Raw genomic sequence first — 20352 nt, 5'->3', positions numbered from 1 at the left:
TTCAAGCCGCGCGATTTTCAGCCGCTCATTGCGTTGGCGCCGACCTGTGCTTCGGCGCATACACAGGCGTTCAAGTCGCCACCGCGTCCACAATGCATTCCCGCAACCATTGGTGCGCCGGATCTCGATGGGAGCGCTCGTGCCAGAGCATCGCCATTTCATATCCTGGCACTTCAACCGGTGCCTCGACGACCCTGAGCGCGCCATTGCCGCGCACCAATCGCGCCGGCACCATCGCCACGAGGTCAGTGCTCGCGAGGACTGACATCACGAACAGGAAGTGCGGAACCGAAAGCACAACCCTGCGCGTGAGACCCACCTCAGCCAGTGCTTCGTCCGTGACGCCGCTAAACCCGCCACCATCCGGCGACACGATCACGTGCTCCAGTTTGCAGAACTGGGCAAGCGTTGGCCGGCGTTTCAGGCGCGGGTGATCCGCGCGGCCTGCCAGCACATACCGCTCCTTGAAAAGCAATCGCCCGCGCAATTCGGGCGGCGCGCCTTCGCTGGTATGAAACGCCAGATCGATGTCTCCCTGTTCCGCCTGCTTCGCGATGCGTGGCGGAGCAGCTTCCACGATCGCGAGCCGCGTGCCGGGCGCGGCCGCGCGCAAGCTGGAAAGGACGGGCAGCAGGATCGTCGATTCGGCATAGTCGGTCGCGGCAACGCGCCATGTATGACTCGCTTCGGCTGGATTAAACGGGCTGGCTGGCGATACCGCGTGCTCAAGTGCGTCGAGCGCCTGGCGCAAAGGTTCGCGCAATTCTTCGGCTCTCGCGGTGGGGCGCATGCCTCGGGGACCCGGCAGCAACAACGGGTCGCCAAAGATATCCCGCAGCTTGGCAAGATGCACGCTCACCGAGGGCTGAGAGAAGTTCAGGCGTTCGGCTGCGCGGGTCACATTGTGCTCCGACAACAGGACATCGAGTGTTACCAGCAGGTTGAGATCCAGCCGTCTGAGATTATTCATAGCAATACCTGACATATTGGTTATTCATTTCCAATATACCGGCAAGAGACCTATCGTGGTGCTTTCTTGCAATGGAGGTCAGGTCATGAATGTTCTTCTCGTCTATGCACATCCGGAACCCAGGTCATTGAACGGATCCCTTAAGGACTTTTCGGTCAAGCGTCTCGAGGATGCCGGACACGTCGTCCAGGTATCCGATCTGTATGCGATGAACTGGAAAGCATCGCTCGATGCAAACGACAGCCTGGACAGGCAACCGGGTGCGCGCTTCGATCCCTCTCTCGATTCGAAGCGTGCTTTCAAGGACGGACGGCAAAGCCAGGACATCGCACTCGAACAGGAGAAGTTGAAGTGGGCGGATGCAGTGATTTTGCAGTTTCCGCTGTGGTGGTTCTCGATGCCTGCGATCCTGAAAGGCTGGGTGGAACGTGTCTATGCATATGGCTTCGCGTATGGCGTCGGGGAGCACTCCGACGCGCGCTGGGGCGACCGTTACGGGGAAGGCAACATGGCAGGCAAGCGGGCGATGCTGGTCGTGACAACAGGTGGCTGGGAATCACATTACAGCCCGCGTGGTATCAACGGTCCGATCGACGATGTGTTGTTCCCCATCCAGCACGGCATTCTGTATTACCCCGGTTTCGACGTGTTGCCACCGTTCGTGATCCATCGCACAAGCCGGATCGATGAAGCACGCTTTTCTGAAGTGCAAGACGCGCTTGGGCACCGTCTCGATGATCTCTGGAAGACTGCACCGATACCGTTTCGCCCGCAGAACGCCGGTGCCTATGACATCCCGGCGCTTACATTGCGACCTGACGTTGCTACGGATGAGGTCGGCTTTTCAGCGCACATTGAATAGATGCGTTGCGTTCCCCACATTCGTGAGCAGGGTGTAATTGTTAAATAGACGTTCGGTTTGGGCCGTTCCAGCTCGCCCGGAATGGCGCCAAGCTGACGGGACCGTATGCTTCGTTGAAATTTGGTTGTAAGTCGCCGTTGTTAGAGTCATTGACAGAATTTTGCCGCTAGATGCCAGACAGTGTTCTTTGGACACATAGAAAGGGGGAGAGCGACAAACCATGAAAATGAATCGTGCGTTCTGGCTCATTCTGACGCTGCTTTTCACGAACCCGGTCTGGGCGTTCCAGTCCAGGATCGTCACCATTCCCAGCGCGGCCATGCATAAGTCGCTCGAGGCGACGGTGGTGCTGCCTGACCAATACACGCACGGCAAGGCGGCCGATCGCTTTCCCGTCGTCTATTTGCTGCACGGTTCAGGTGGCGACTACACCGACTGGACCACGAATTCGCACATCGGCAAACTGGCCGACCGCTACCACGTGATCCTCGTCATGCCCGACGGCGGTCATGAGAGCTGGTATATCGATAGTCCTGTCGATCCGCGCAGCCGTTACGAAACTTATGTAGGCACAGAAGTCGTCGGATATATCGACACGCATTTCCGCACGATTGCGACGCGTGAGGCGCGCGCGATTACGGGCTTGAGCATGGGCGGTTTCGGGGCGCTGCATATCGCACTAGACCGGCCGGACGAATTCGGCGCCGCGGGAAGTATTAGCGGAGCGGTCGATCCGCGCGGGTGCGAGGATGAGCCCGGGATCGATCAGGTGTTTGGGGATCCGACTCGCCACGCCGACTTCTGGAACAACGAGGCGATTGTCGAGAACGCGCGTAATTTCGGAAATGCGCATATTGCGCTGACGATCGATTGCGGAGTGAACGATTCGCTTGTTCAGTCGAACCGGATGCTGCATGCGCGGCTTGTCGAGTTGGGCGTGCCGCATGATTACGCGGAGCGGCCTGGTGGCCATACGTGGAAGTATTGGTCGAATGCGGTGCAATACCAGGTGCTGTTCTTTGCCAGTTCATTCAAGCGGAGTGGCGCAGCGGCACAGGCCTGAAGACCTGCAGGGCTTGTGAGCCATCACCGCACGTTTGAATGCTCGATTAGGAACTGGCAGACAGTGCGATGCATTGCCTTTACGCCGGGACTCGATTCGAGCGCACGCCAGCACCCGTGCACGAGTCCGGCTCCAATCCACAACCGGGCCTGCCCGCCAGCTGCATTAACGCGTTCCACAAACACCGTCGCGTCGTCCCGCAACGGATCGTGTTCAGCCGCTAAGGCAAGTGCCGGCGGGAGTCGGTCGAAGCGTGCCGCATCGAGCGGTATCGTCCACGCAGGATAGGGCGGCCGTTCGCCCCAATACAGATCGCGAAACGCATGGACGTTGGCAAGCGTGAGCATCGGCGCGTGTGCTTCGCTTTCGCGCGCGGGCATTTGCGGGTCGGTGCCGAGCATTGGATAGACCAGCGCAAGTCCGCGTACGCCTTGAATTCCGTCATCACGCAAGCGCATCGCGACGCTGGCAGCGAGCGTGGCGCCGGCACTGTCACCCGCCAACTGCAGTGCGCCACGTGAGAGCGAATCGAACGGCAACTGGCCGGCCAGTGCGGCGAGCGTAATCTCCAGACAATCGTCATGAGCTGCCGGAGCGCGGTGTTCGGGAGCCAGCCGGTAATCGACCGCAATCACATCGAGTCCGGTATCCGCGGCAATTCGTGCGGTTACGATCTGGTGACTATCCAACGAGCCGAGCACAAAGCCGCCACCGTGAAAGTACAACACGGTGCCGACGGGTGTCCCGCTCGCCTTTCTACGATTCCGATAAAGCCGCAGGTTGATTGGATGGCCGGCGCTTGCGCGAAACACAGCGTCTTCGGTTGTCACATCGGCTGGCAAAGGCGGCGTGAGCGCCGCCGCGTAGTGTTCGTAAATCGCCCGCTGTTCGCTCGGTGGCAATGAAGTCGAATGCCCTGCATAGATGGCAGCGGTCCGTTCGATGAACGCGGCGATCTCCGGTTCAAGCATGCTCACTCCTCGCGACCAATACGCGGCGCCTTGACCGGCAAGCCGATCACGCGGCCTGCAAACCTGGCCGCCGGCAACATAGTATGCGCTTCTGCCAACGCCCGCACGCGCGCCTCGACATCCGGGTCGAAGGCGATAGCGCGCGGTCCACCCGTATCCACATGCAACAGCATCTGTTCGCCTGCGGCCACCGGTTCAACGCCATCGTCAGCGAACATTTCGAGGTACAGATGCAGCCGCTTTGCATCATGCCCAAGCACGCGCATATCGACGCGAACTTGCACACCCTCCTTGATTTCATGCAGGTAGTTGATATGCGCTTCGAGCGTATAGATCGAGCGGCCGCGTTCCTTGCGCACCGAATCGGGCAGCCCGATCACATCAATCAACGCATCAGTCGCGAAGCTGAAAATCAGCATGTAGAACGCGTCGCGCAAATGGCCGTTGTAGTCGACCCACTCGGCGCGCACGACGTCGCGATAGCAGGGCAGAGAAGCGTGGTGCGGCGTTGGCATATGCAATCGTTTCCTTTATCCCTATGAAGTGCTGGCCGCAGCGATTTTATGCCGACGATGCACCCCGGCAGAGCGGGGCGTCTTTCGACACACAGTATCACTCTGCGGCAAGGATGCCGTGCCGTGCTTTGGCTTCTCCAATCGCCGCCAGCACGCTCGTAATGCAATCGTCCCGATAGCGTTCGAGTTGCTTGATCGAGCGCGCCCCGACCTGTTCAGACGTTCCGTCCACCACCCGGTCGATCAATTCGTCAGTAAGCTGCGGCGCTACCAGTTTAGTCCAAGGCAGTTCCAATGCGGGGCCAAACTGCTGCATGAAGTGGCGCATGCCAGCGTCGCCGCCCGCCAGGGTATAGGTCAGAAACGTGCCCATGAACGACCAGCGGATGCCCGCGCCGAAGCGGATCGCATCGTCGATTTCGCCCGTGGTCGCCACGCCTTCGTTGACCAGATGGAGCGCCTCGCGCCACAGCGCTTCGAGCAAACGGTCGGCGATAAAGCCGGGTACTTCCTTGCGCACGAGAAGCGGGCGCATCGACAGCGAACGATAAATCTGCATCGCAGCGTCGATGGTGGCCGGTGCGGTACGTTCGCCGCCGAGCACTTCGACGAGCGGCAGCAGATACACCGGGTTGAACGGGTGCCCGACAATGCAACGCTGTGGATTCACCGCCCGCGCATAGAAATCGCTCGGCAGCAGGCCGGAAGTGGATGAGGCGATGATCGCATCCGGCTTCGCCGCACGGCTGATCTGCTCGTGCAAGGCGAGCTTCAATTCTTCGCGTTCGGGCGCGCTTTCCTGAATGAAGTCCGCCTGTTCGACGCAGGCTTCAATCGTATCGACGAAACGCAACCTGTCGGGCGTTGCGCCCTCGGCGAGGCCGACGCGCTCCAGGGCCGGCCACGCGTTCGCGATGTTCTCACGCAATTGTTTCTCCGCGCCGGGAGCAGGGTCCCACGCGACGACATCAAGGCCGTGCGCGAGCGCGCGCGCTACCCAGCCGCTGCCGATCACGCCCGCGCCGATTGCCGAAAATGTCTTGATATCGACGATCACTGCCATTGCTGATGTTTCCTTTGCCTATGAGTTCTCTGGTTCCCCGCGCGCTATATGAAGCACAACGGGTAACGCGACATCTTCACGCGTACTGTCCCGCCGTGCGCCGCTCCAACTGCCGCTCGCCACGTGCTGGCAGGCCGAGCTTGCGACGGCCTTCCGCAGGTGTCAGCGCGCGACCGCCGAGCCGTTCGATGATCTCGACCGCGCGTTGCACCAGCGTGCCGTTCGTTGCAGGCACACCTTTGTCGAGCCAGATGTTGTCTTCGAGGCCGACACGCACGTGGCCGCCGAGGAGCATCGCCTGCGCGACCATCGGCATCTGCATGCGGCCGATGCCGAAGCCGGCCCATTGCGCGCCAGGTGGAAGGCTGTCCGCCATCGCTTTCATCGTGGTGGTATCGGCGGGCGCGCCCCATGGAATGCCGAGGCAGATCTGAAACAGCGGCGGTGCGTCGAGCAAGCCTTCCTTGAGCAATTGCTTCGCGAACCAAAGATGCCCGGTATCGAAGATCTCCAGCTCCGGCTTTACGCCGAGCTCCTGAATACGTTGCGCGCCGGCCCGCAATTGCGCGGGCGTCGACACGTAGATGTAGTCGCCGTCGCCGAAATTGAGCGTGCCGCAATCGAGCGTGCAGATTTCCGGCAGCAGTTCCTCGACGTGCGCGAGCCGCGTCAAGCCGCCGACGAGGTCGGTTCCCGCGCCAAAGCGCATCGGATCTTCGCCGGGACCGATCTCGAGATCGCCGCCCATGCCCGCCGTCAGATTGATGATTACGTCGGTGCCCGACGAACGGATCCGGTCGACAACCTCGCGATACAACTGCGGATCGCGGCTGCCGCGACCGGTTTTCGGATCGCGCACATGGCAGTGTGCGACAGTGGCGCCGGCCTTCGCGGCTTCGATAGCGGCTTCGGCGATCTGTTTCGGCGTGACGGGGATGGCCGGATGCTTGCCGACCGTATCGCCCGCGCCGGTGACCGCGCAGGTCACGATGACTTCATGATTCATGCGTGCTAGTTCCTGTGGATTGAAATGCGCGACTGGATGGATGCAGGACGGACAGCGTCCAAGCGGCCCAGTCAAAGCCCGAGATAGGCCTTCACCGCCGGCAAACCGTCTTTCCCGTCATACGTCTTCACGCCTGCGAGCCACGCATCCAGTACTTGCGGGTTCTTCTTCAAATACGCTTTGGCGGCATCGGCAGGTTTCTCCTTGTTCATCACCGACTGCATCACCACGTTCTCCAGTTGCGTCGAAAAGCGCAGATTGCTCACGAGCTTGCCCGCATTCGGGCAGCGCGTTAGAAAGTCGGGGGACGTCAGCGTATAAACGCGTGCTTCGCCATCGTTCGGACCGAATACGCCGTCGCTGCCGGTGAGGTATTTCATGTCGATCTGGATATTCATCGGATGCGGCTCCCAGCCGAGGAACACCACCCATTTCTTCGCGCGAATGGCGCGATCCACGGAAACCAGCATGCCCGCTTCACTCGATTCGATCAGCTTGAAATCGCCGAGGCCGAACTGATTGCTGGCGATCATTTTCTGAATCGCCGCGTTCGCGCTGCTGCCGGGTTCGATGCCATAGATCTTGCCGTCGAGCTGATCGCGATGTTTGGCGATGTCGGCGAACGTCTTCAGGCCGGCGTCGTATTCGTAGCTCGGTACGGCGAAGGTCGCTTTAGCGCCAGTCAGGTTGGGCGGTTGCAGCACCTGAATCGATTTCGAATCGATGAACGGCATAATCGCTTTCTCCTGCACGGGCCACCAGTAGCCGAGCGACACATCGAGCTGTTTGCTCTTCAGGCCCGCGAACGAAATCGGCACCGAAGCGACGGTCGTCACAGGCTGATAGCCGAGTCCCTCGAATACGGTCGAGGCGAGCGCCGTGGTCGACGTGATGTCGGTCCAGCCGATGTCGGCAAAATGCACCGCGCGGCAGGTGGAGGGATCCTGTGCAAGTACCGGCGACGCAGCGACGACGGCCGCCAGACAGACAAGATGGGCAAGCAAGGCTTTGACGCGTAACTTCATGACGTTCCCCCTTCGGACACGTTGAACTGCGTGTTACGAAATGGCCGCGGCGAGAAAAACCGAGCGGCCCCCGGACCTGCGCGATACGGCTCGAGCCATGCTTGAGCTGCACGAGTGACGTTACGTTAATGCCCCATATTCTCGTCAAAGCGACCGCCAGCGACCCGTTCTTGCTCCCACGCGACAACGAGGGAAAACCAGCACCATTCGTCATTGCGGCGCAGCATCGATTCACCGCGCTGAATTTTGGTGCGCCTTGCCGGCTTGGGCGCTGCTTGCTACGCTCGCCCGGAACCCCGCGTTCGCTTGCGGTTTGTGTCCCTCTGTTTCCCTGATCGAGTTTGCGCACGATGCCCGAAGATATGTCGTTCCTGCTGCTGCCCGGCTTTTCGGCGATCGGCTTCATGTCGGCGGTCGAGCCTTTGCGCGTGGCGAACCGCTTTCGCGGCGATCTCTACCGCTGGCGCATTCTGAGTCTCGACGGCGCGCCGGTCGCGGCCAGCAACGGTATATCGATCAATGCAGAAGCGGCAATCGCCGATGTCCACGAGGCGCAGACGGTATTCGTCGTGGCGGGCTTCGAGCCGCTCGCCTGCTATACGCGCGTACTTGGCGATTGTCTGAAGCGGCTCGAGCGCGTCGGCGCGACGCTCGGTGGCATCGACACGGGCAGCTTCATCCTTGCGGAGGCCGCGCTCCTGAGCGGCTCGGACAGCGTGACGGTGCACTGGGAAGCGCTGTCGGCGTTCAGCGAGCGCTATCCCTCACTGAACGCAAGCCAGGAACTGTTCGAAATCGGCGCGCGGCGCATCACCTGTGCGGGCGGCACGGCGTCGATCGATATGATGCTCGACCTGATCGGCCGCAAACACGGCGCAGCATTGGCCTCGGCGGTGTCGGAACAGTTCGTCGTGAGCCGGATCCGGCAGCGTTCGGATCATCAGCGGATGGAAATTGCGGCGCGTTACGGCGTGCACAACCGCAAGCTGATTCAGGTGATCGGCGCAATGGAACAGCATATGGAAGAACCGCTGACGCCCGACCAACTCGCCGAGGAAATCAGCGTGACACGGCGGCAACTGGAGCGGCTGTTTTGCGCGTCGCTGAAGGACACGCCGACGCATTTCTATCAGCAACTGCGTCTCACCCGTGCGCGCGAGTTGCTGCAGCAGACCGACATGTCGATCACCTCGATTTGTGTCGCGTGCGGATTCGAGTCGCCCTCGCATTTTTCGCGGACATATCGTGCGCGGTTCGGCGTGAGTCCGAGAAGCGACCGGCAGGTGACGGGCGGCAGAAATGGCAGCACGGTGTTGTCAGCAAGCCCGGCAACCCTGGCATCGGCTCCCGTATTGTTGGAAAGCTGAGTTCGTTGCGCGCGAGACCTCAAACATTGGGAGCCCGATTTGCTGGCTTGACGATCCTTATTTCAACAAGTGTTCAAGCAATTGTGCCGTTTCTAGCAACAGTGAATTCGTTTATTAGGGGTTTACCCTATATCTGCTGCCTCCTAGACTGTCGTCACTGGCTGCAAACAAACAGGTTTGCAGCGCCGCAAAAAACAATCTCTGGAGGTAGTCATCATGAAATCGCTGATCGAAGCTGTTGTTATCGCTGCTCTCATTACTGCGCCGCTCGCTGCTTTTGCTCAATCCAATCAGCCGGTAACCCGCGCTCAAGTGCGTGCGGAGCTGGTGCAACTGGAAAAGGCAGGGTACAACCCGGCTTTGTCGAATGCGGATGACTACCCGGCAAACATTCAGGCTGCTGAAGCCCGCGTCGCTGCACAAAACGGCGTCGCCCAAGCCAGCGGTTATGGAACGGCAACGAACGGCTCGTCGCAAGCAGGCAGCCGCACCGAAACGACGTCGAGCTCGTATTCGGCTCCGGTTGTCTACGTCGGTCATTAATAGGCGGTGGCGCGAGCAGTAGTCTCGCGCCTGCCTGATTGACTGCGATACACAGCGGCCCCGCTTTCACATTCAAGTGAAAGCGGGGCCGCTGTGCTATTGAGCGTTAAACGACGCCGTCGGCGCTCGTGGCCTCATGTGAGCCGTTACCCCTGAGTTGCAGTCAACTGCCTGAGTTGCTCCAACAGCTTCACTGCCGGACTCGGCAAAATCCCCTGACGGCGTCGAAACGCCGTCAACGTACGGCGCGCGACGAGACCCGGAATCGGCAGCGTATCGAACACGCCAGCCGCGCTTTCGGTGTCGTACATCGGCGTCGCCATCCAGCTTAGAAATCCCGCACGCGTCACCAGGCTTTTCAGCACCGTGATCGAGCGCGTCTCGACGGCAATCTGCGGCATGCCGAGCCCATGCTCGGCAAACACGTGCTGCATATGCTCGAACGGACCCGTCCCGCGCGGCGGCACGCACCACTGCTGATCGAGCGTGTCGGCAAGCGATAAATCCGTTTTGTTTCGCAGCGGATGATCGAGCGCCGCGACCACATAGCTCGTGTCTTCCCATCTGCAATCGGCAATCGCCGTAATCTCATCCGTGTCGGGCACCGCCATGCTGAGCGCGAGATCGATCTCGTGTTTCATCAGACTGTCGGCAAGCCGGTCCCATACCCCCTCCATGATCTCGACACGCAGATTCGGCCAGCGTGCGAGCACGCCGCTTACCGCGAGCGGCAGCACGAGCGTCGCGATGCTCGCCACCGCGCCGACGCGAATCGTCCCTTTCGCGAGGCCGCGCATCGCGTCGATTTCCTCGCGGGCGTGATCGGCTTCGCGCTGCAGCAGCGTGGCGTGAGGCAGCAGCGCGCTGCCGATCGCAGTAAGCTGCATACCCTTCGAGTGCCGTTCGAACAGCGGTGCGCCGACCTGATCCTCGAGCCGCTTGATGGTGCGGCTCAGCGCGGGCTGCGTGACGTGCAGCACTTCCGCGGCACGGCCCAGGCTGCCGCTCGCGACGATGGTTGCAAACGCGTGCAATTGCTGAAGATTGAAAGTCATGCGCAAAAGTAATGCCTTTTCTCAAAAAAGGCAATTTTCAATCAACCTTGAGCTTCCGATAATGAGCCTTCAAGAAACGGCGCTTATCACTAGGAGACATGGATGACCAGCAACGCGCCCCGTTCAGACGCATCGGGATCTTCTCAACACGCATCGTTCACCGTGCGCCACGCTGTCATCGATCTCATGCGGCGCCTCGGCATGACTTCGGTGTTCGCCAATCCGGGGTCGACGGAATTGCCGCTGTTCCGCGATTTCCCGCAAGATTTCCGTTATGTGCTGGGTTTGCAGGAAGCCGTCGTGGTCGGCATGGCCGACGGTTACGCGCAGGCCACCCGCAACGCTTCGTTCGTCAATCTGCATTCCGCGGCGGGCGTGGGCAATGCGATGGGCAACATCTTCACCGCGTTCCGCAATCGCACGCCGATCGTGATTACCGCCGGGCAGCAGGCCCGCTCGATTCTGCCGTTCGACCCGTTCCTCGCGTCGACGCAAGCCACCGAATTGCCGAAGCCGTACGTCAAATGGAGCATCGAACCGGCCCGCGCCGAAGACGTGCCGCTGGCGATCGCGCGCGCCTATCACGTGGCGATGCAGGAGCCGCGCGGGCCGGTGCTGGTGTCGATTCCCGTCGACGATTGGGACCGCGCCGCGGAGCCGGTGCCGGCACGCGTAGTCAGTACTGAGACGCGGCCTGAGCCGTTCGTGCTGGCGCAGATTGGCGCGTCGCTCGATGCCTGTGAACGGCCGGCTTTCGTGGTGGGCGGCGCTGTCGACCGCGCCGGCGGCTGGGACGAAGTCGTGCGTCTTGCCGAACGCCACAACGCCCGCGTGTTCGTCGCGCCGATGACAGGTCGCTGCGCGTTCCCCGAAGACCACCGCCTGTTCGCCGGTTTCTTGCCGGCCATGCGCGAGAAGATCGTCGAGTTGCTCGGCGGCCATGATCTGATCTTCGTGATCGGCGCACCAGCCTTCACGTATCACGTCGAAGGTCACGGCCCACATCTGCCGGCCGGCGCAACGCTGTGTCAGTTGATCGACGATCCGGCCATTGCGGCTTGGGCGCCAACCGGCACGGCGGTGGTCGGCAATATTCGCCTCGGCGTGGCCGATCTACTGACACGGCCCGCGCCGAGGACGCGCCCGTTGCCCGCACTACGCACCGTATCGCCGCGCGCAGAGCCGTCTTCGTTGATGTCGGTGGCGTTCGCATTGCAGACCCTCGCCGAGGTGCGCCATGCGGACGACATCGTGGTCGAGGAGGCGCCGAGCTCGCGCCCGGTGATGCAGAACTATCTGCCGTTTACGCGCAGCGGCACCTTCTACACGATGGATAGCGGCGGCCTGGGTTATGGCATGCCGGCTGCTGTCGGCGTGGCGTTGGCGAAGCCCGGCACGCGCGTGATCGGCCTGATCGGCGACGGCTCCAGCATGTATTCGATCCAGGCCATCTATAGCGCCGTGCAGATGAAACTGCCGATCACATTCGTGATCCTGAACAATTTCCGCTATGCCGCGTTGCAGGACTTTGCGCCGGAATTCGGTTTCGGTCCAAGCGATCCGGTGCAAGGCACCGATCTGCCGGGGCTCGACTTCGTGGCGCTTGCTGCAGGCATGGGTTGCCAGGGCATACGCGTGACCGACGCCGAACGCCTGCATGACGTGCTGCGCGACGCGTTGGCGTCACCCGGACCGATGCTGGTCGAAGTCGTCGTGGCTTGACATTAAGCGAGCGCCGCGCCCGCATTCATAAAACTTTCCGCAGGAGACAGGACGATGCAGAGTATTTCGATGCTGATCAACGGCGCAGCCGTGCAAGCGAGTAACGGCGCCACCTTCGAGCGCCGCAATCCGCTCGACGGCGAAGTCGCGACGCGTGCTCCCGCGGCGACGGTTGCCGACGCAGTAGCCGCTGCCGATGCCGCGGCAGCGGCGTTTCCGGCATGGTCCGCGCTGGGGCCGAGCGAGCGCCGCGCGCTGCTAATGAAGGCCGCGCATGCGCTGGAAGCGCGCAGCGAGGCGTTCGCCGCGGTGATGGCAGCGGAGACTGGCGCGTCGGCAATGTGGGCGGGGTTCAATGTGCATCTCGCCGCCGGCGGATTGATGGAAGCGGCGGCGCTCACTACGCAGATCGGTGGCGAGTTGATCCCGTCCGACGTGCCCGGCAGCCTCGCGATGGGCGTGCGCCAGCCGGCCGGCGTCGTGCTGGGCATCGCGCCGTGGAACGCACCGGTGATCCTCGCCGTGCGTGCGATCGCGTTGCCGCTCGCATGTGGCAATACAGTCGTGCTGAAGGGTTCGGAAGTCTGCCCCGGCACGCACGGACTGATTATCGAAGTGCTGCAGGAAGCGGGCTTGCCGAAGGGCGTGGTGAACTTCGTCACCAACGCTCCGGCCGATGCAAGCGCGGTCGTCGAGGCACTGATCGCTCATCCGAAGGTCCGGCGTGTCAATTTCACCGGCTCCACACATGTGGGCAAGATCATCGCGGCGACGTGTGCGCGCTATCTGAAGCCGTCGGTACTTGAACTCGGCGGAAAGGCGCCGTTGATCGTGCTCGACGATGCGGATCTCGATGCAGCCGTCAACGCCGCTGCATTCGGCGCGTTCGCCAACTCGGGGCAGATCTGCATGTCGACGGAACGGATCATCGTCGACGAAAAGATCGCTGATCAGTTCGTTGCAAAGCTCGCGCAGAAAGCGCGCGGCCTGTCGCTTAGCGACCCACGCAAAGGGCCGGTCGTGTTGGGATCGGTCGTCGACATGAGCACGGTGGAACGCTGTAACGCGCTGATCGACGATGCCCTGGCCAAAGGCGCCACGCTCGTCTGCGGCGGCAAGGCGGAGAGCACGTTGATGCCCGCCACGCTGCTCGACCACGTCACGCCCGCCATGCACATTTATGGCGATGAATCGTTCGGACCTGTGAAGGGCATCGTGCGAGTCAACGGCGAAGACGAAGCCGTGGCCTGTGCGAACGACAACGAGTATGGGCTTTCGTCGGCGGTGTTCAGCCGCGATATCGCGCGCGCGATGAACGTCGCGCGGCGCATCGAATCGGGCATCTGCCATGTCAACGGGCCGACCGTTCACGACGAAGCGCAAATGCCGTTCGGCGGCGTGAAGGGTAGCGGCTTTGGACGCTTCGGTGGGCAGGCGGGGATCGCAGAGTTTACGGATCTGCGCTGGATTACGGTGCAGACCACGCCGCGTCATTACCCGTTCTGAAGGGTGGAGTGCCGTTGAAGTCGCTGCGTATCGCTGCGCGCAATTTCTTCGCAGCGGTACTCAGTGTCGTGAAAGCCATGCATACATGTCATGGCTTTTGCGCGAAACGGCAATGTTGGAAGTCATTCACTCGCTCACATACTGACTAAAAAAACGTGACCTCAAAAGCGCGGCGCTCAGATCGCGCGCCCAAACCAGGAGACAGCTTCATGACCAGTTATGTACCGCCGGCCGGCTCGGCCAGTGCGGCAACCGGCGAGGCCAATGCGCCACTTGCCGGCCATCAGGCGGGAGTCGAGGAGGGGCGCCATGCCGTCGATATCGGCCGCACGCTCGACGAAGGCCCTTACACCACGATGCAGAAGATCGTGGTGTTTCTCGCGGCCTTGTCGATCGTTCTGGACGGCTTCGATAGTCAGTTGATCGGCTTTGCGATTCCGGTGCTTATCAAGGAGTGGGGCGTCACGCGCGCGGCTTTTGCACCAGTGGTCGCGGCCGGCTTGATCGGCATGGGCATCGGCAGCGCGTGCGCCGGGCTGCTCGCCGATCGCTTCGGCCGCCGCTGGGCGGTGATCGGTAGCGTGCTGGTATTCGGCGCCGCCACTTGCGGCATCAGCTTTGCGCCCGACATCGTGACGATTGCCGTGCTGCGCTTTATCGCCGGCCTCGGCATTGGTGGCGCGTTGCCGAGCTCGACGACCATGACCGCGGAGTTCACGCCGGCTCGCCGCCGCACCTTGGCGGTCACCGCGACGATCGTCTGCGTGCCGCTCGGCGGCATGGTGGCGGGATTGTTCGCGCATGAAATTCTGCCGACGTACGGATGGCGCGGCTTGTTCATGATCGGAGGTGTGCTGCCTCTCGCGCTCAGCGTGTTGCTGTTCTTCACATTGCCCGAATCGCCGCGCTTTCTCGCCCGGCAGCCGCAGCGCTGGCCGGAACTCAAACGCCTGCTTGGCCGGATGTCGCGTCCGGTGGCCAGCGGTTGCGTGTTTACCGACTCGCGCGAACAGGCTGTTGAAAAACACACGGGCTTTACCGCGTTGTTCCGCGAGGGCCTGGCGCTTGATACGGTGGCGATCTGGTGCGCGTTCTGCCTATGCCTGCTGGCCGTCTATAGCGCCTTCAGCTGGCTGCCCACGATGCTGAGCACGCAGGGTCTGTCGGTGTCGGTAGCGGGGTCGGGACTCACCGCGTACAACCTCGGCGGTGTGGTCGGCGCGCTGTTGTGCGCGGTGGTGATCGCCCGTACCGGTTCGCGCTGGCCGTTGATTCTCTGCAGCGCGGGGGGCGCGGCGAGCGCGCTGCTGTTGCTTGGTGTGAACATCTCCGACCACACCGGTTTGCTGATTTTCGGTCTTGGCGTGCACGGCCTGTTTGTCAACGCGGTGCAGTCGACGATGTTTGCGTTGTGCGCTTATGTCTATCCGACCCGTGTGCGCGCAACCGGTACCGCATCGGCGCTCGCGTTCGGCCGGCTCGGCGCGATTGCCAGCGCGTTTGCGGGTGCGGTGGTGATTACGGCTGGCGGCGCGTCGTCATACCTGTGGATGCTCGGAATCGCGATGGTGATCGTGATGGTCGCGCTGATGGTGGTCAAACGCCATATTCCGAAGCCGGGCGGTTGAGGGACGCAATGTCCTGAATCGCGGCGATCCGGTGTGGCACGCGGATCGCCGCTATCTGAAGCAGTCAATCTTTGGCGTATCGGACGGCTTGCATAGCGGTCGGTATTGTCACGTCTGTCATTAGTATCGCTACATAAAAACGCTGCGTGCGGACCGCATACGGATTGGTGTGCGTTCACACAAAGCACTGGTCCAGGAGACTCGGAGAAAATGAAATACAAACTCGCTTTGGGCAGTATGTTGCTCGGTATCAGCGCTTCGTCGTTCGCACAGAGCAGCGTGACGTTGTACGGGATCATCGACACCGGCATCGAATTCGTGACGCATGCGAACGCTGCGGGCGATAGCGTTGTACGGATGCCGGGCATCACGGGCGAATTTCCGTCGCGCTGGGGGATTCGCGGCAAGGAGGGATTGGGTGGCGGGTTGTCCGCGGTCTTCGTACTGGAAAGCGGCTTTAACACCAAAGCCGGCACGCTCAACCAGGGTGGCCGTATGTTTGGGCGGCAGGCCTTTGTGGGTCTCGAGAGTCCTTACGGTACGTTAACTTTCGGCCGCCAGTACACGATGACCTATTGGGCGATACTCGATTCCGATCTGCTCGGCCCTGACATTTATGGCGGTACGGGATCGTTCGATCAGTACATGCCGAGTGCGCGCAGCGACAACACGATTGCGTATAAGGGGACGTTCTCGGGCTTTACGTTCGGTGCGACCTATTCGTTCGGCCGCGATTCGGCGGGTACTGGCAATTCGCCGGGGCAGGGCACCTGTGTGGGGTCGATCCCGGGCAGTTCGCAGAGTTGCCGCGAATGGTCGACGATGCTGCGTTATGACATGAACGGCTACGGCGTGGCGGGCGCCTACGACGAACAACGCGGCGGCCCGGGCGCGGCCGCGAATCTGTACGACGGCACGGCACCTTTTGCGCTGACACAATCCGGCGACAAGGACGTGCGAATGCAATTGAACGGCTACGGACACATCGGGCCAGTAAAACTCGGGGCGGGTTGGCTTGGCCGTCACGTCGAGACGGTGTCCCCGGCGTTGCCGGATGTGCGCTCGAATCTGTACTACGTCACGGCAGCGTATAACGTGACGCCTGCCTTCATTCTCGATGGCGGCGTGTACCGCATCATCAATCGCGCAGACGATACTCGGGGCACTATCGCCGCGCTACGCACCACGTATCTGTTGTCGAAGCGTTCCGCGGTTTACCTGCAGGGTGCGTATCTGTTCAATAGCCCGCATGCCGCTTATACGGTGAGCCAGGGCGGCGGAGGCACGACGCCGGCGCCGGGTATCGGTCAACTCGGCGTGATGGCCGGCATTCGCCATTCGTTCTGAGCGATTAAAAAGGCCACGTCAGATAATCCGACGTGGCCTTCGTTGCTTTAGATACCGCCGACACACATGTACTTGATGACGACGTAGTCGTCGATACCATAGTGCGAGCCTTCGCGGCCGAGACCGGATTGCTTTACGCCACCGAACGGCGCGACTTCGTTCGAAATCAGACCGGTGTTGATACCCACCATGCCGTATTCGAGCGCTTCAGCGACACGCCAGACGCGGCCGATATCGCGACTATAGAAGTACGACGCGAGGCCGAATTCCGTATCGTTGGCGAGGCGGATCACTTCTTCATCCGATGAGAAGCGGAACAGCGGCGCGAGCGGGCCGAAGGTTTCGTCGCGAGCGACCTTCATGGCCGGCGTGACATCCGCGAGCACGGTCGGCTCGAAGAAACCATGACCGAGCGCATGGCGCTTGCCGCCGGTGACGATGCGTGCGCCTTTGGCGAGGGCGTCTTCGATATGCGATTCGACCTTGAGCACGGCGGCTTCGTTGATCAGCGGACCTTGCGTGACGCCGTCTTCGGTGCCGCGGCCGACCTTGAGTTGTTCGACGGCAACGCGCAGTTTTTCGGCGAATGCGTCGTAGACCTTATCGTGCACGTAGAAGCGATTCGTGCAGACGCAGGTCTGTCCGCTATTACGATATTTCGACGCGATGGCGCCTGCGACAGCCGCATCCAAATCCGCGTCTTCAAAGACGATGAACGGTGCATTGCCGCCGAGTTCGAGCGACACTTTCTTGACCGTCGGCGCGCACTGCGCCATCAGCAGACGGCCGACCGGCGTCGAACCGGTGAACGACAATTTGCGCACGATCGGATTGCCGGTCATTTCCGCGCCGATGGCTTTCGGCTCGCCGGTGACGACGTTGAACACACCGCGCGGCACACCGGCGCGTTCGGCCAGCACGGCTAGGGCGAGGGCGGAGAGCGGCGTGGCTTCGGCCGGTTTGACGATGATCGGGCAGCCGGCGGCGAGCGCCGGGCCTACCTTACGCGTGATCATGGCTGCCGGGAAATTCCACGGCGTGATGGCTGCGCAGACACCGATCGGTTCTTTCGTCACGACGATGCGTTTATCGTTTGCCGGCGTGGGGATGGTGTCGCCGTTGACGCGTTTGCCTTCTTCGGCGAACCATTCCAGGAACGAGGCGGCGTAGAGGATTTCGCCTTTGGCTTCGGCGAGGGGTTTGCCTTGTTCGGTGGTGAGGATCGTTGCCAGATCGTCGGCGTTTTCCAGCATGAGGTCATGCCATTTACGCAGGATCGTGGCGCGTTGTTTGGCGGTGGTGGCTCGCCATGCTGGCCAGGCGGCGTTGGCCGTGTCGATTGCACGGCGGGTTTCGGTTGTGCCCATGCGGGGCACTGTGGCGATTGTTTCGCCTGTGGCGGGGTTTTTTACTTCGAACGTCGTGGCGTCGTCGGCGGATTGCCATTCGCCTGAGATGTAGGCTTTTGTTTTTAGGAGAGAGGGGTCTTTTAGGACTAGCGTCGGCATTTTGGGTTTGTTCCTGGGTTTTAGATGTGGGGTTTTTGCCTGCGCGGCGCTTTTGGCCGTGTTCCTGGGGCTTTGGCCTTTCCTTGTTCTGGCTTTCGTGCCTTTCCTTGTTTTGTTAGTGGTCTATTAGCGTTCCCCCTGTGCGGGGGGGCACCTACTTTTCTTTGCCGCCGCAAAGAAAAGTAGGCAAAAGAAAGCGGCTAGAAGCCCCTGCTAAGTGGGTCCCGCAGCTCATGCAGGGTAGTGGTGCATCTGGAATCTGTGTTCGTGCCGCTGCATAGGCTTGTGACAAGGGCGTCATACTTCCGGCGGCGCTACGCGCGCCGAAGAGCCGCTCATAAAACCGATCGCTGCGTTTTCGCGCTCACGCCACGCTCGCCACGGTGGCGCGGCGTGTATCACCGCGACCGCTTCGGCGCATCGCCGAGGCGAAGCCGATGGCCCCCACAAACCTCAACCGAAGCCGGCGGTTTCCCATGCAGACCCGTCCGCGACGCACGCAGTGCGGAGTGGGAGCTGATGACACCTTTGTCACTAACGCGGAATGTGCGAGAACACGGATTCCAGATGTACCACTACCCTTGGCAAACTACGGTTCCCACTTAGCATTAGCGGTTTGAGCCGCTTTCTTTTGCCTACTTTTCTTTGCGGCGGCAAAGAAAAGTAGGTGCCGCCCCGCACAGGGGCAACGCTAATAGACCACTAACAATTCAAGGAAAGGCACGAAAGCCAGAACAAGGAAAGGCACCAAAGCCAGAACAAGGAAAGGCAACGCCCTAAGAACACTAACAACAAGCGTCACAAAGGCAAAAAAAGCAAAGCCCACGCGGCACGCGTCCACACACCCCGCGCGCCGCGCAGGCAAAAAAACCATCAAACAGCTACAGCAACACTCTCCTTAAGCACCGCTTCAAGAATCCCCATAGCCTCATCAAAAACGGAGTCTTGAATAGTAAGCGGGAACAGGAACCGAACAACGTTCGAATAAACACCACAAACCAGCAGCAACAACCCGCGCTCCAGCGCCCGAGCCTGCACGCGCTTGGTGAACTCCGCATCCGGCTCCGTGCCACCTGCCTTGCAGAACTCAACAGCAACCATCCCGCCCGGACCACGCACATCGGCGATCTGCGGAACTTCGCTCTGCAGCGCGATCAGCTTCGCCTTGACACGATCGCCCAGAACCGTAGCCCGCTCGCAGAGCTTCTCTTCATCGATGATATCGAGCACAGCATGCGCGGAAGCAACCGCCAGCGGGTTACCCGCATACGTGCCACCCAGACCGCCAGGCGCCGCCGCATCCATCAAATCAGCACGCCCAACCACGCCCGACAACGGCATGCCGCCCGCCAGGCTCTTGGCCATCGTCATCAGATCAGGCACCACGTCATAGTGATGCATCGCAAACAACTTGCCGGTACGGGCAAAACCCGTTTGCACTTCGTCGGCAATCAGCAAGATGCCATGCTCGTTGCACAGCTTGCGCAGCGCGCGCACGAACTCGGCCGGCGCCGGGTAGAAACCGCCTTCGCCCTGAACCGGTTCGAAAATAATCGCCGCGACGCGTTTCGGATCGATGTCGGCCTTGAACAGAAATTCGATCGCCTTCAGCGAATCGGCCGTCGTCACGCCGTGCAGCGGATTCGGGAACGGGGCGTGGAACACGTCCGCCGGGAACGGACCAAAGCCGATCTTGTACGGCGCAACCTTGCCGGTCAGCGCCATGCCCATCATCGTGCGGCCATGGAACCCGCCGGTGAACGCGATCACGCCCGGACGGCCGGTCGCGGCACGCGCGATCTTGATCGCGTTTTCGACGGCTTCGGCGCCCGTCGTGAAGAAAGCAGTCTTCTTCGGATAGTCGCCCGGGGCGCGCGCGTTGATCTTCTCAGCCAGTTCGACGTACGACGCGTACGGCACGATCTGATACGCGGTGTGCGTGAAATGATCGAGCTGGTCGCGGATCGCGGCCAGAATCTTCGGGTGACGGTGGCCGGTGTTGCACACCGCAATGCCCGCGGCGAAATCGATGAAACGGCGGCCTTCGACGTCCCACAGCTCAGCGTTCTCCGCGCGCTCGGCGTAGAAATCGCACATCACGCCGACGCCACGGGGCGTGGCGGCGTCTTTGCGGCTTTTCAGGTCAGCATTCTTCATGGTTATCTCCTTCGCTCCTCGGTTTTTGCGGGGGGGCCGCTAAC

Annotated in this window: 17 protein-coding genes; 8 read left to right on the top strand and 9 right to left on the bottom strand. The window is 61.4% G+C overall.

Annotated elements, in window-relative coordinates; genetic code table 11:
* Positions 1-70 precede the first annotated feature (70 nt).
* Complete coding sequence (locus tag BM438_RS13495; protein ID WP_093634744.1) at positions 71-985, bottom strand: LysR family transcriptional regulator; 915 nt, start codon at positions 983-985, stop codon at positions 71-73.
* Between the two features lie 70 nt (positions 986-1055).
* Between BM438_RS13495 and BM438_RS13490 the strand changes: the two genes are divergently transcribed.
* Both BM438_RS13490 and BM438_RS13485 read left to right on the top strand, forming a co-directional pair.
* Positions 1056-1832 (top strand): NAD(P)H-dependent oxidoreductase, encoded by a 777-nt coding sequence (locus BM438_RS13490; RefSeq protein WP_093634743.1) that lies wholly within the window; start codon positions 1056-1058, stop codon positions 1830-1832.
* Between the two features lie 220 nt (positions 1833-2052).
* Positions 2053-2895: an alpha/beta hydrolase gene (locus BM438_RS13485; protein ID WP_093634742.1), complete on the top strand. Its 843-nt coding sequence runs from the start codon at positions 2053-2055 to the stop codon at positions 2893-2895.
* 23 nt (positions 2896-2918) lie between these two features.
* Here BM438_RS13485 and BM438_RS13480 read toward each other — a convergent pair whose 3' ends face one another.
* The 5 genes from BM438_RS13480 to BM438_RS13460 form a co-directional block, all read right to left on the bottom strand.
* Positions 2919-3866 carry an alpha/beta hydrolase gene (locus BM438_RS13480; protein WP_093634741.1) on the bottom strand — a complete coding sequence of 316 codons (948 nt, stop codon included), beginning with the start codon at positions 3864-3866 and terminating at the stop codon, positions 2919-2921.
* Between the two features lie 2 nt (positions 3867-3868).
* Positions 3869-4381, bottom strand: a complete 513-nt coding sequence (locus tag BM438_RS13475) for a thioesterase family protein (RefSeq protein ID WP_093634740.1) — start codon at positions 4379-4381, stop codon at positions 3869-3871.
* A gap of 97 nt (positions 4382-4478) precedes the next feature.
* A complete protein-coding gene (locus BM438_RS13470; RefSeq protein WP_093634739.1) occupies positions 4479-5444 on the bottom strand; it encodes an L-carnitine dehydrogenase in 966 nt (321 codons plus the stop codon).
* A gap of 76 nt (positions 5445-5520) precedes the next feature.
* On the bottom strand, positions 5521-6450 hold the full coding sequence (gene cdhC / locus BM438_RS13465) for a 3-dehydrocarnitine:acetyl-CoA trimethylamine transferase CdhC (protein WP_093634738.1): 930 nt from the start codon (positions 6448-6450) through the stop codon (positions 5521-5523).
* Positions 6451-6521: 71 nt separating this feature from the next.
* On the bottom strand, positions 6522-7475 hold the full coding sequence (locus BM438_RS13460) for a choline ABC transporter substrate-binding protein (protein ID WP_093634737.1): 954 nt from the start codon (positions 7473-7475) through the stop codon (positions 6522-6524).
* A gap of 350 nt (positions 7476-7825) precedes the next feature.
* Between BM438_RS13460 and BM438_RS13455 the strand changes: the two genes are divergently transcribed.
* Positions 7826-8842: a GlxA family transcriptional regulator gene (locus tag BM438_RS13455; protein ID WP_244179361.1), complete on the top strand. Its 1017-nt coding sequence runs from the start codon at positions 7826-7828 to the stop codon at positions 8840-8842.
* Positions 8843-9058: 216 nt separating this feature from the next.
* Positions 9059-9385: a DUF4148 domain-containing protein gene (locus BM438_RS13450; protein WP_093634736.1), complete on the top strand. Its 327-nt coding sequence runs from the start codon at positions 9059-9061 to the stop codon at positions 9383-9385.
* A gap of 146 nt (positions 9386-9531) precedes the next feature.
* On the opposite strand, the gene BM438_RS13445 is transcribed toward BM438_RS13450, so the two are convergent.
* Positions 9532-10440 carry a LysR family transcriptional regulator gene (locus BM438_RS13445; RefSeq protein ID WP_093634735.1) on the bottom strand — a complete coding sequence of 303 codons (909 nt, stop codon included), beginning with the start codon at positions 10438-10440 and terminating at the stop codon, positions 9532-9534.
* A 102-nt stretch (positions 10441-10542) separates the two neighbouring features.
* Here BM438_RS13445 and mdlC point away from each other — a divergent pair, with 102 nt between their 5' ends.
* The 4 genes from mdlC (at position 10543) to BM438_RS13425 (ending at position 16643) form a co-directional block, all read left to right on the top strand.
* Positions 10543-12162, top strand: coding sequence for a benzoylformate decarboxylase (mdlC, locus tag BM438_RS13440; protein ID WP_093634734.1), 1620 nt, complete (start codon positions 10543-10545; stop codon positions 12160-12162).
* A gap of 54 nt (positions 12163-12216) precedes the next feature.
* The gene (locus BM438_RS13435; RefSeq protein ID WP_093634733.1) at positions 12217-13668 is read left to right on the top strand and encodes an aldehyde dehydrogenase; all 1452 of its coding nucleotides are present in this window, start codon (positions 12217-12219) and stop codon (positions 13666-13668) included.
* A 356-nt stretch (positions 13669-14024) separates the two neighbouring features.
* Positions 14025-15296: an MFS transporter gene (locus BM438_RS13430; protein WP_244179368.1), complete on the top strand. Its 1272-nt coding sequence runs from the start codon at positions 14025-14027 to the stop codon at positions 15294-15296.
* A gap of 210 nt (positions 15297-15506) precedes the next feature.
* Positions 15507-16643 carry a porin gene (locus tag BM438_RS13425; protein WP_093634731.1) on the top strand — a complete coding sequence of 379 codons (1137 nt, stop codon included), beginning with the start codon at positions 15507-15509 and terminating at the stop codon, positions 16641-16643.
* A gap of 47 nt (positions 16644-16690) precedes the next feature.
* On the opposite strand, the gene gabD is transcribed toward BM438_RS13425, so the two are convergent.
* Positions 16691-18151, bottom strand: a complete 1461-nt coding sequence (gene gabD, locus BM438_RS13420) for an NADP-dependent succinate-semialdehyde dehydrogenase (RefSeq protein ID WP_093634730.1) — start codon at positions 18149-18151, stop codon at positions 16691-16693.
* A gap of 873 nt (positions 18152-19024) precedes the next feature.
* Positions 19025-20308: a 4-aminobutyrate--2-oxoglutarate transaminase gene (locus BM438_RS13410; protein WP_093634728.1), complete on the bottom strand. Its 1284-nt coding sequence runs from the start codon at positions 20306-20308 to the stop codon at positions 19025-19027.
* Between the last annotated feature and the right edge of the window lie 44 nt (positions 20309-20352).

Source organism: Paraburkholderia aspalathi (assembly GCF_900116445.1).
In the GTDB taxonomy this organism is placed as follows: domain Bacteria; phylum Pseudomonadota; class Gammaproteobacteria; order Burkholderiales; family Burkholderiaceae; genus Paraburkholderia; species Paraburkholderia aspalathi.
Note: the sequence above shows the minus strand (reverse complement) of the source record. Positions and strands in the feature narration are given on the sequence as shown.

What these genes read in the sequence shown, in the direction of transcription:
- BM438_RS13495 (WP_093634744.1), bottom strand. Translation starts at nt 985, where the DNA reads ATGTCAGGTATTGCTATGAATAATCTCAGACGGCTGGATCTCAACCTG.
- BM438_RS13490 (WP_093634743.1), top strand. Translation starts at nt 1,056, where the DNA reads ATGAATGTTCTTCTCGTCTATGCACATCCGGAACCCAGGTCATTGAAC.
- BM438_RS13485 (WP_093634742.1), top strand. Translation starts at nt 2,053, where the DNA reads ATGAAAATGAATCGTGCGTTCTGGCTCATTCTGACGCTGCTTTTCACG.
- BM438_RS13480 (WP_093634741.1), bottom strand. Translation starts at nt 3,866, where the DNA reads ATGCTTGAACCGGAGATCGCCGCGTTCATCGAACGGACCGCTGCCATC.
- BM438_RS13475 (WP_093634740.1), bottom strand. Translation starts at nt 4,381, where the DNA reads ATGCCAACGCCGCACCACGCTTCTCTGCCCTGCTATCGCGACGTCGTG.
- BM438_RS13470 (WP_093634739.1), bottom strand. Translation starts at nt 5,444, where the DNA reads ATGGCAGTGATCGTCGATATCAAGACATTTTCGGCAATCGGCGCGGGC.
- cdhC (WP_093634738.1), bottom strand. Translation starts at nt 6,450, where the DNA reads ATGAATCATGAAGTCATCGTGACCTGCGCGGTCACCGGCGCGGGCGAT.
- BM438_RS13460 (WP_093634737.1), bottom strand. Translation starts at nt 7,475, where the DNA reads ATGAAGTTACGCGTCAAAGCCTTGCTTGCCCATCTTGTCTGTCTGGCG.
- BM438_RS13455 (WP_244179361.1), top strand. Translation starts at nt 7,826, where the DNA reads ATGCCCGAAGATATGTCGTTCCTGCTGCTGCCCGGCTTTTCGGCGATC.
- BM438_RS13450 (WP_093634736.1), top strand. Translation starts at nt 9,059, where the DNA reads ATGAAATCGCTGATCGAAGCTGTTGTTATCGCTGCTCTCATTACTGCG.
- BM438_RS13445 (WP_093634735.1), bottom strand. Translation starts at nt 10,440, where the DNA reads ATGACTTTCAATCTTCAGCAATTGCACGCGTTTGCAACCATCGTCGCG.
- mdlC (WP_093634734.1), top strand. Translation starts at nt 10,543, where the DNA reads ATGACCAGCAACGCGCCCCGTTCAGACGCATCGGGATCTTCTCAACAC.
- BM438_RS13435 (WP_093634733.1), top strand. Translation starts at nt 12,217, where the DNA reads ATGCAGAGTATTTCGATGCTGATCAACGGCGCAGCCGTGCAAGCGAGT.
- BM438_RS13430 (WP_244179368.1), top strand. Translation starts at nt 14,025, where the DNA reads ATGCAGAAGATCGTGGTGTTTCTCGCGGCCTTGTCGATCGTTCTGGAC.
- BM438_RS13425 (WP_093634731.1), top strand. Translation starts at nt 15,507, where the DNA reads ATGAAATACAAACTCGCTTTGGGCAGTATGTTGCTCGGTATCAGCGCT.
- gabD (WP_093634730.1), bottom strand. Translation starts at nt 18,151, where the DNA reads ATGCCGACGCTAGTCCTAAAAGACCCCTCTCTCCTAAAAACAAAAGCC.
- BM438_RS13410 (WP_093634728.1), bottom strand. Translation starts at nt 20,308, where the DNA reads ATGAAGAATGCTGACCTGAAAAGCCGCAAAGACGCCGCCACGCCCCGT.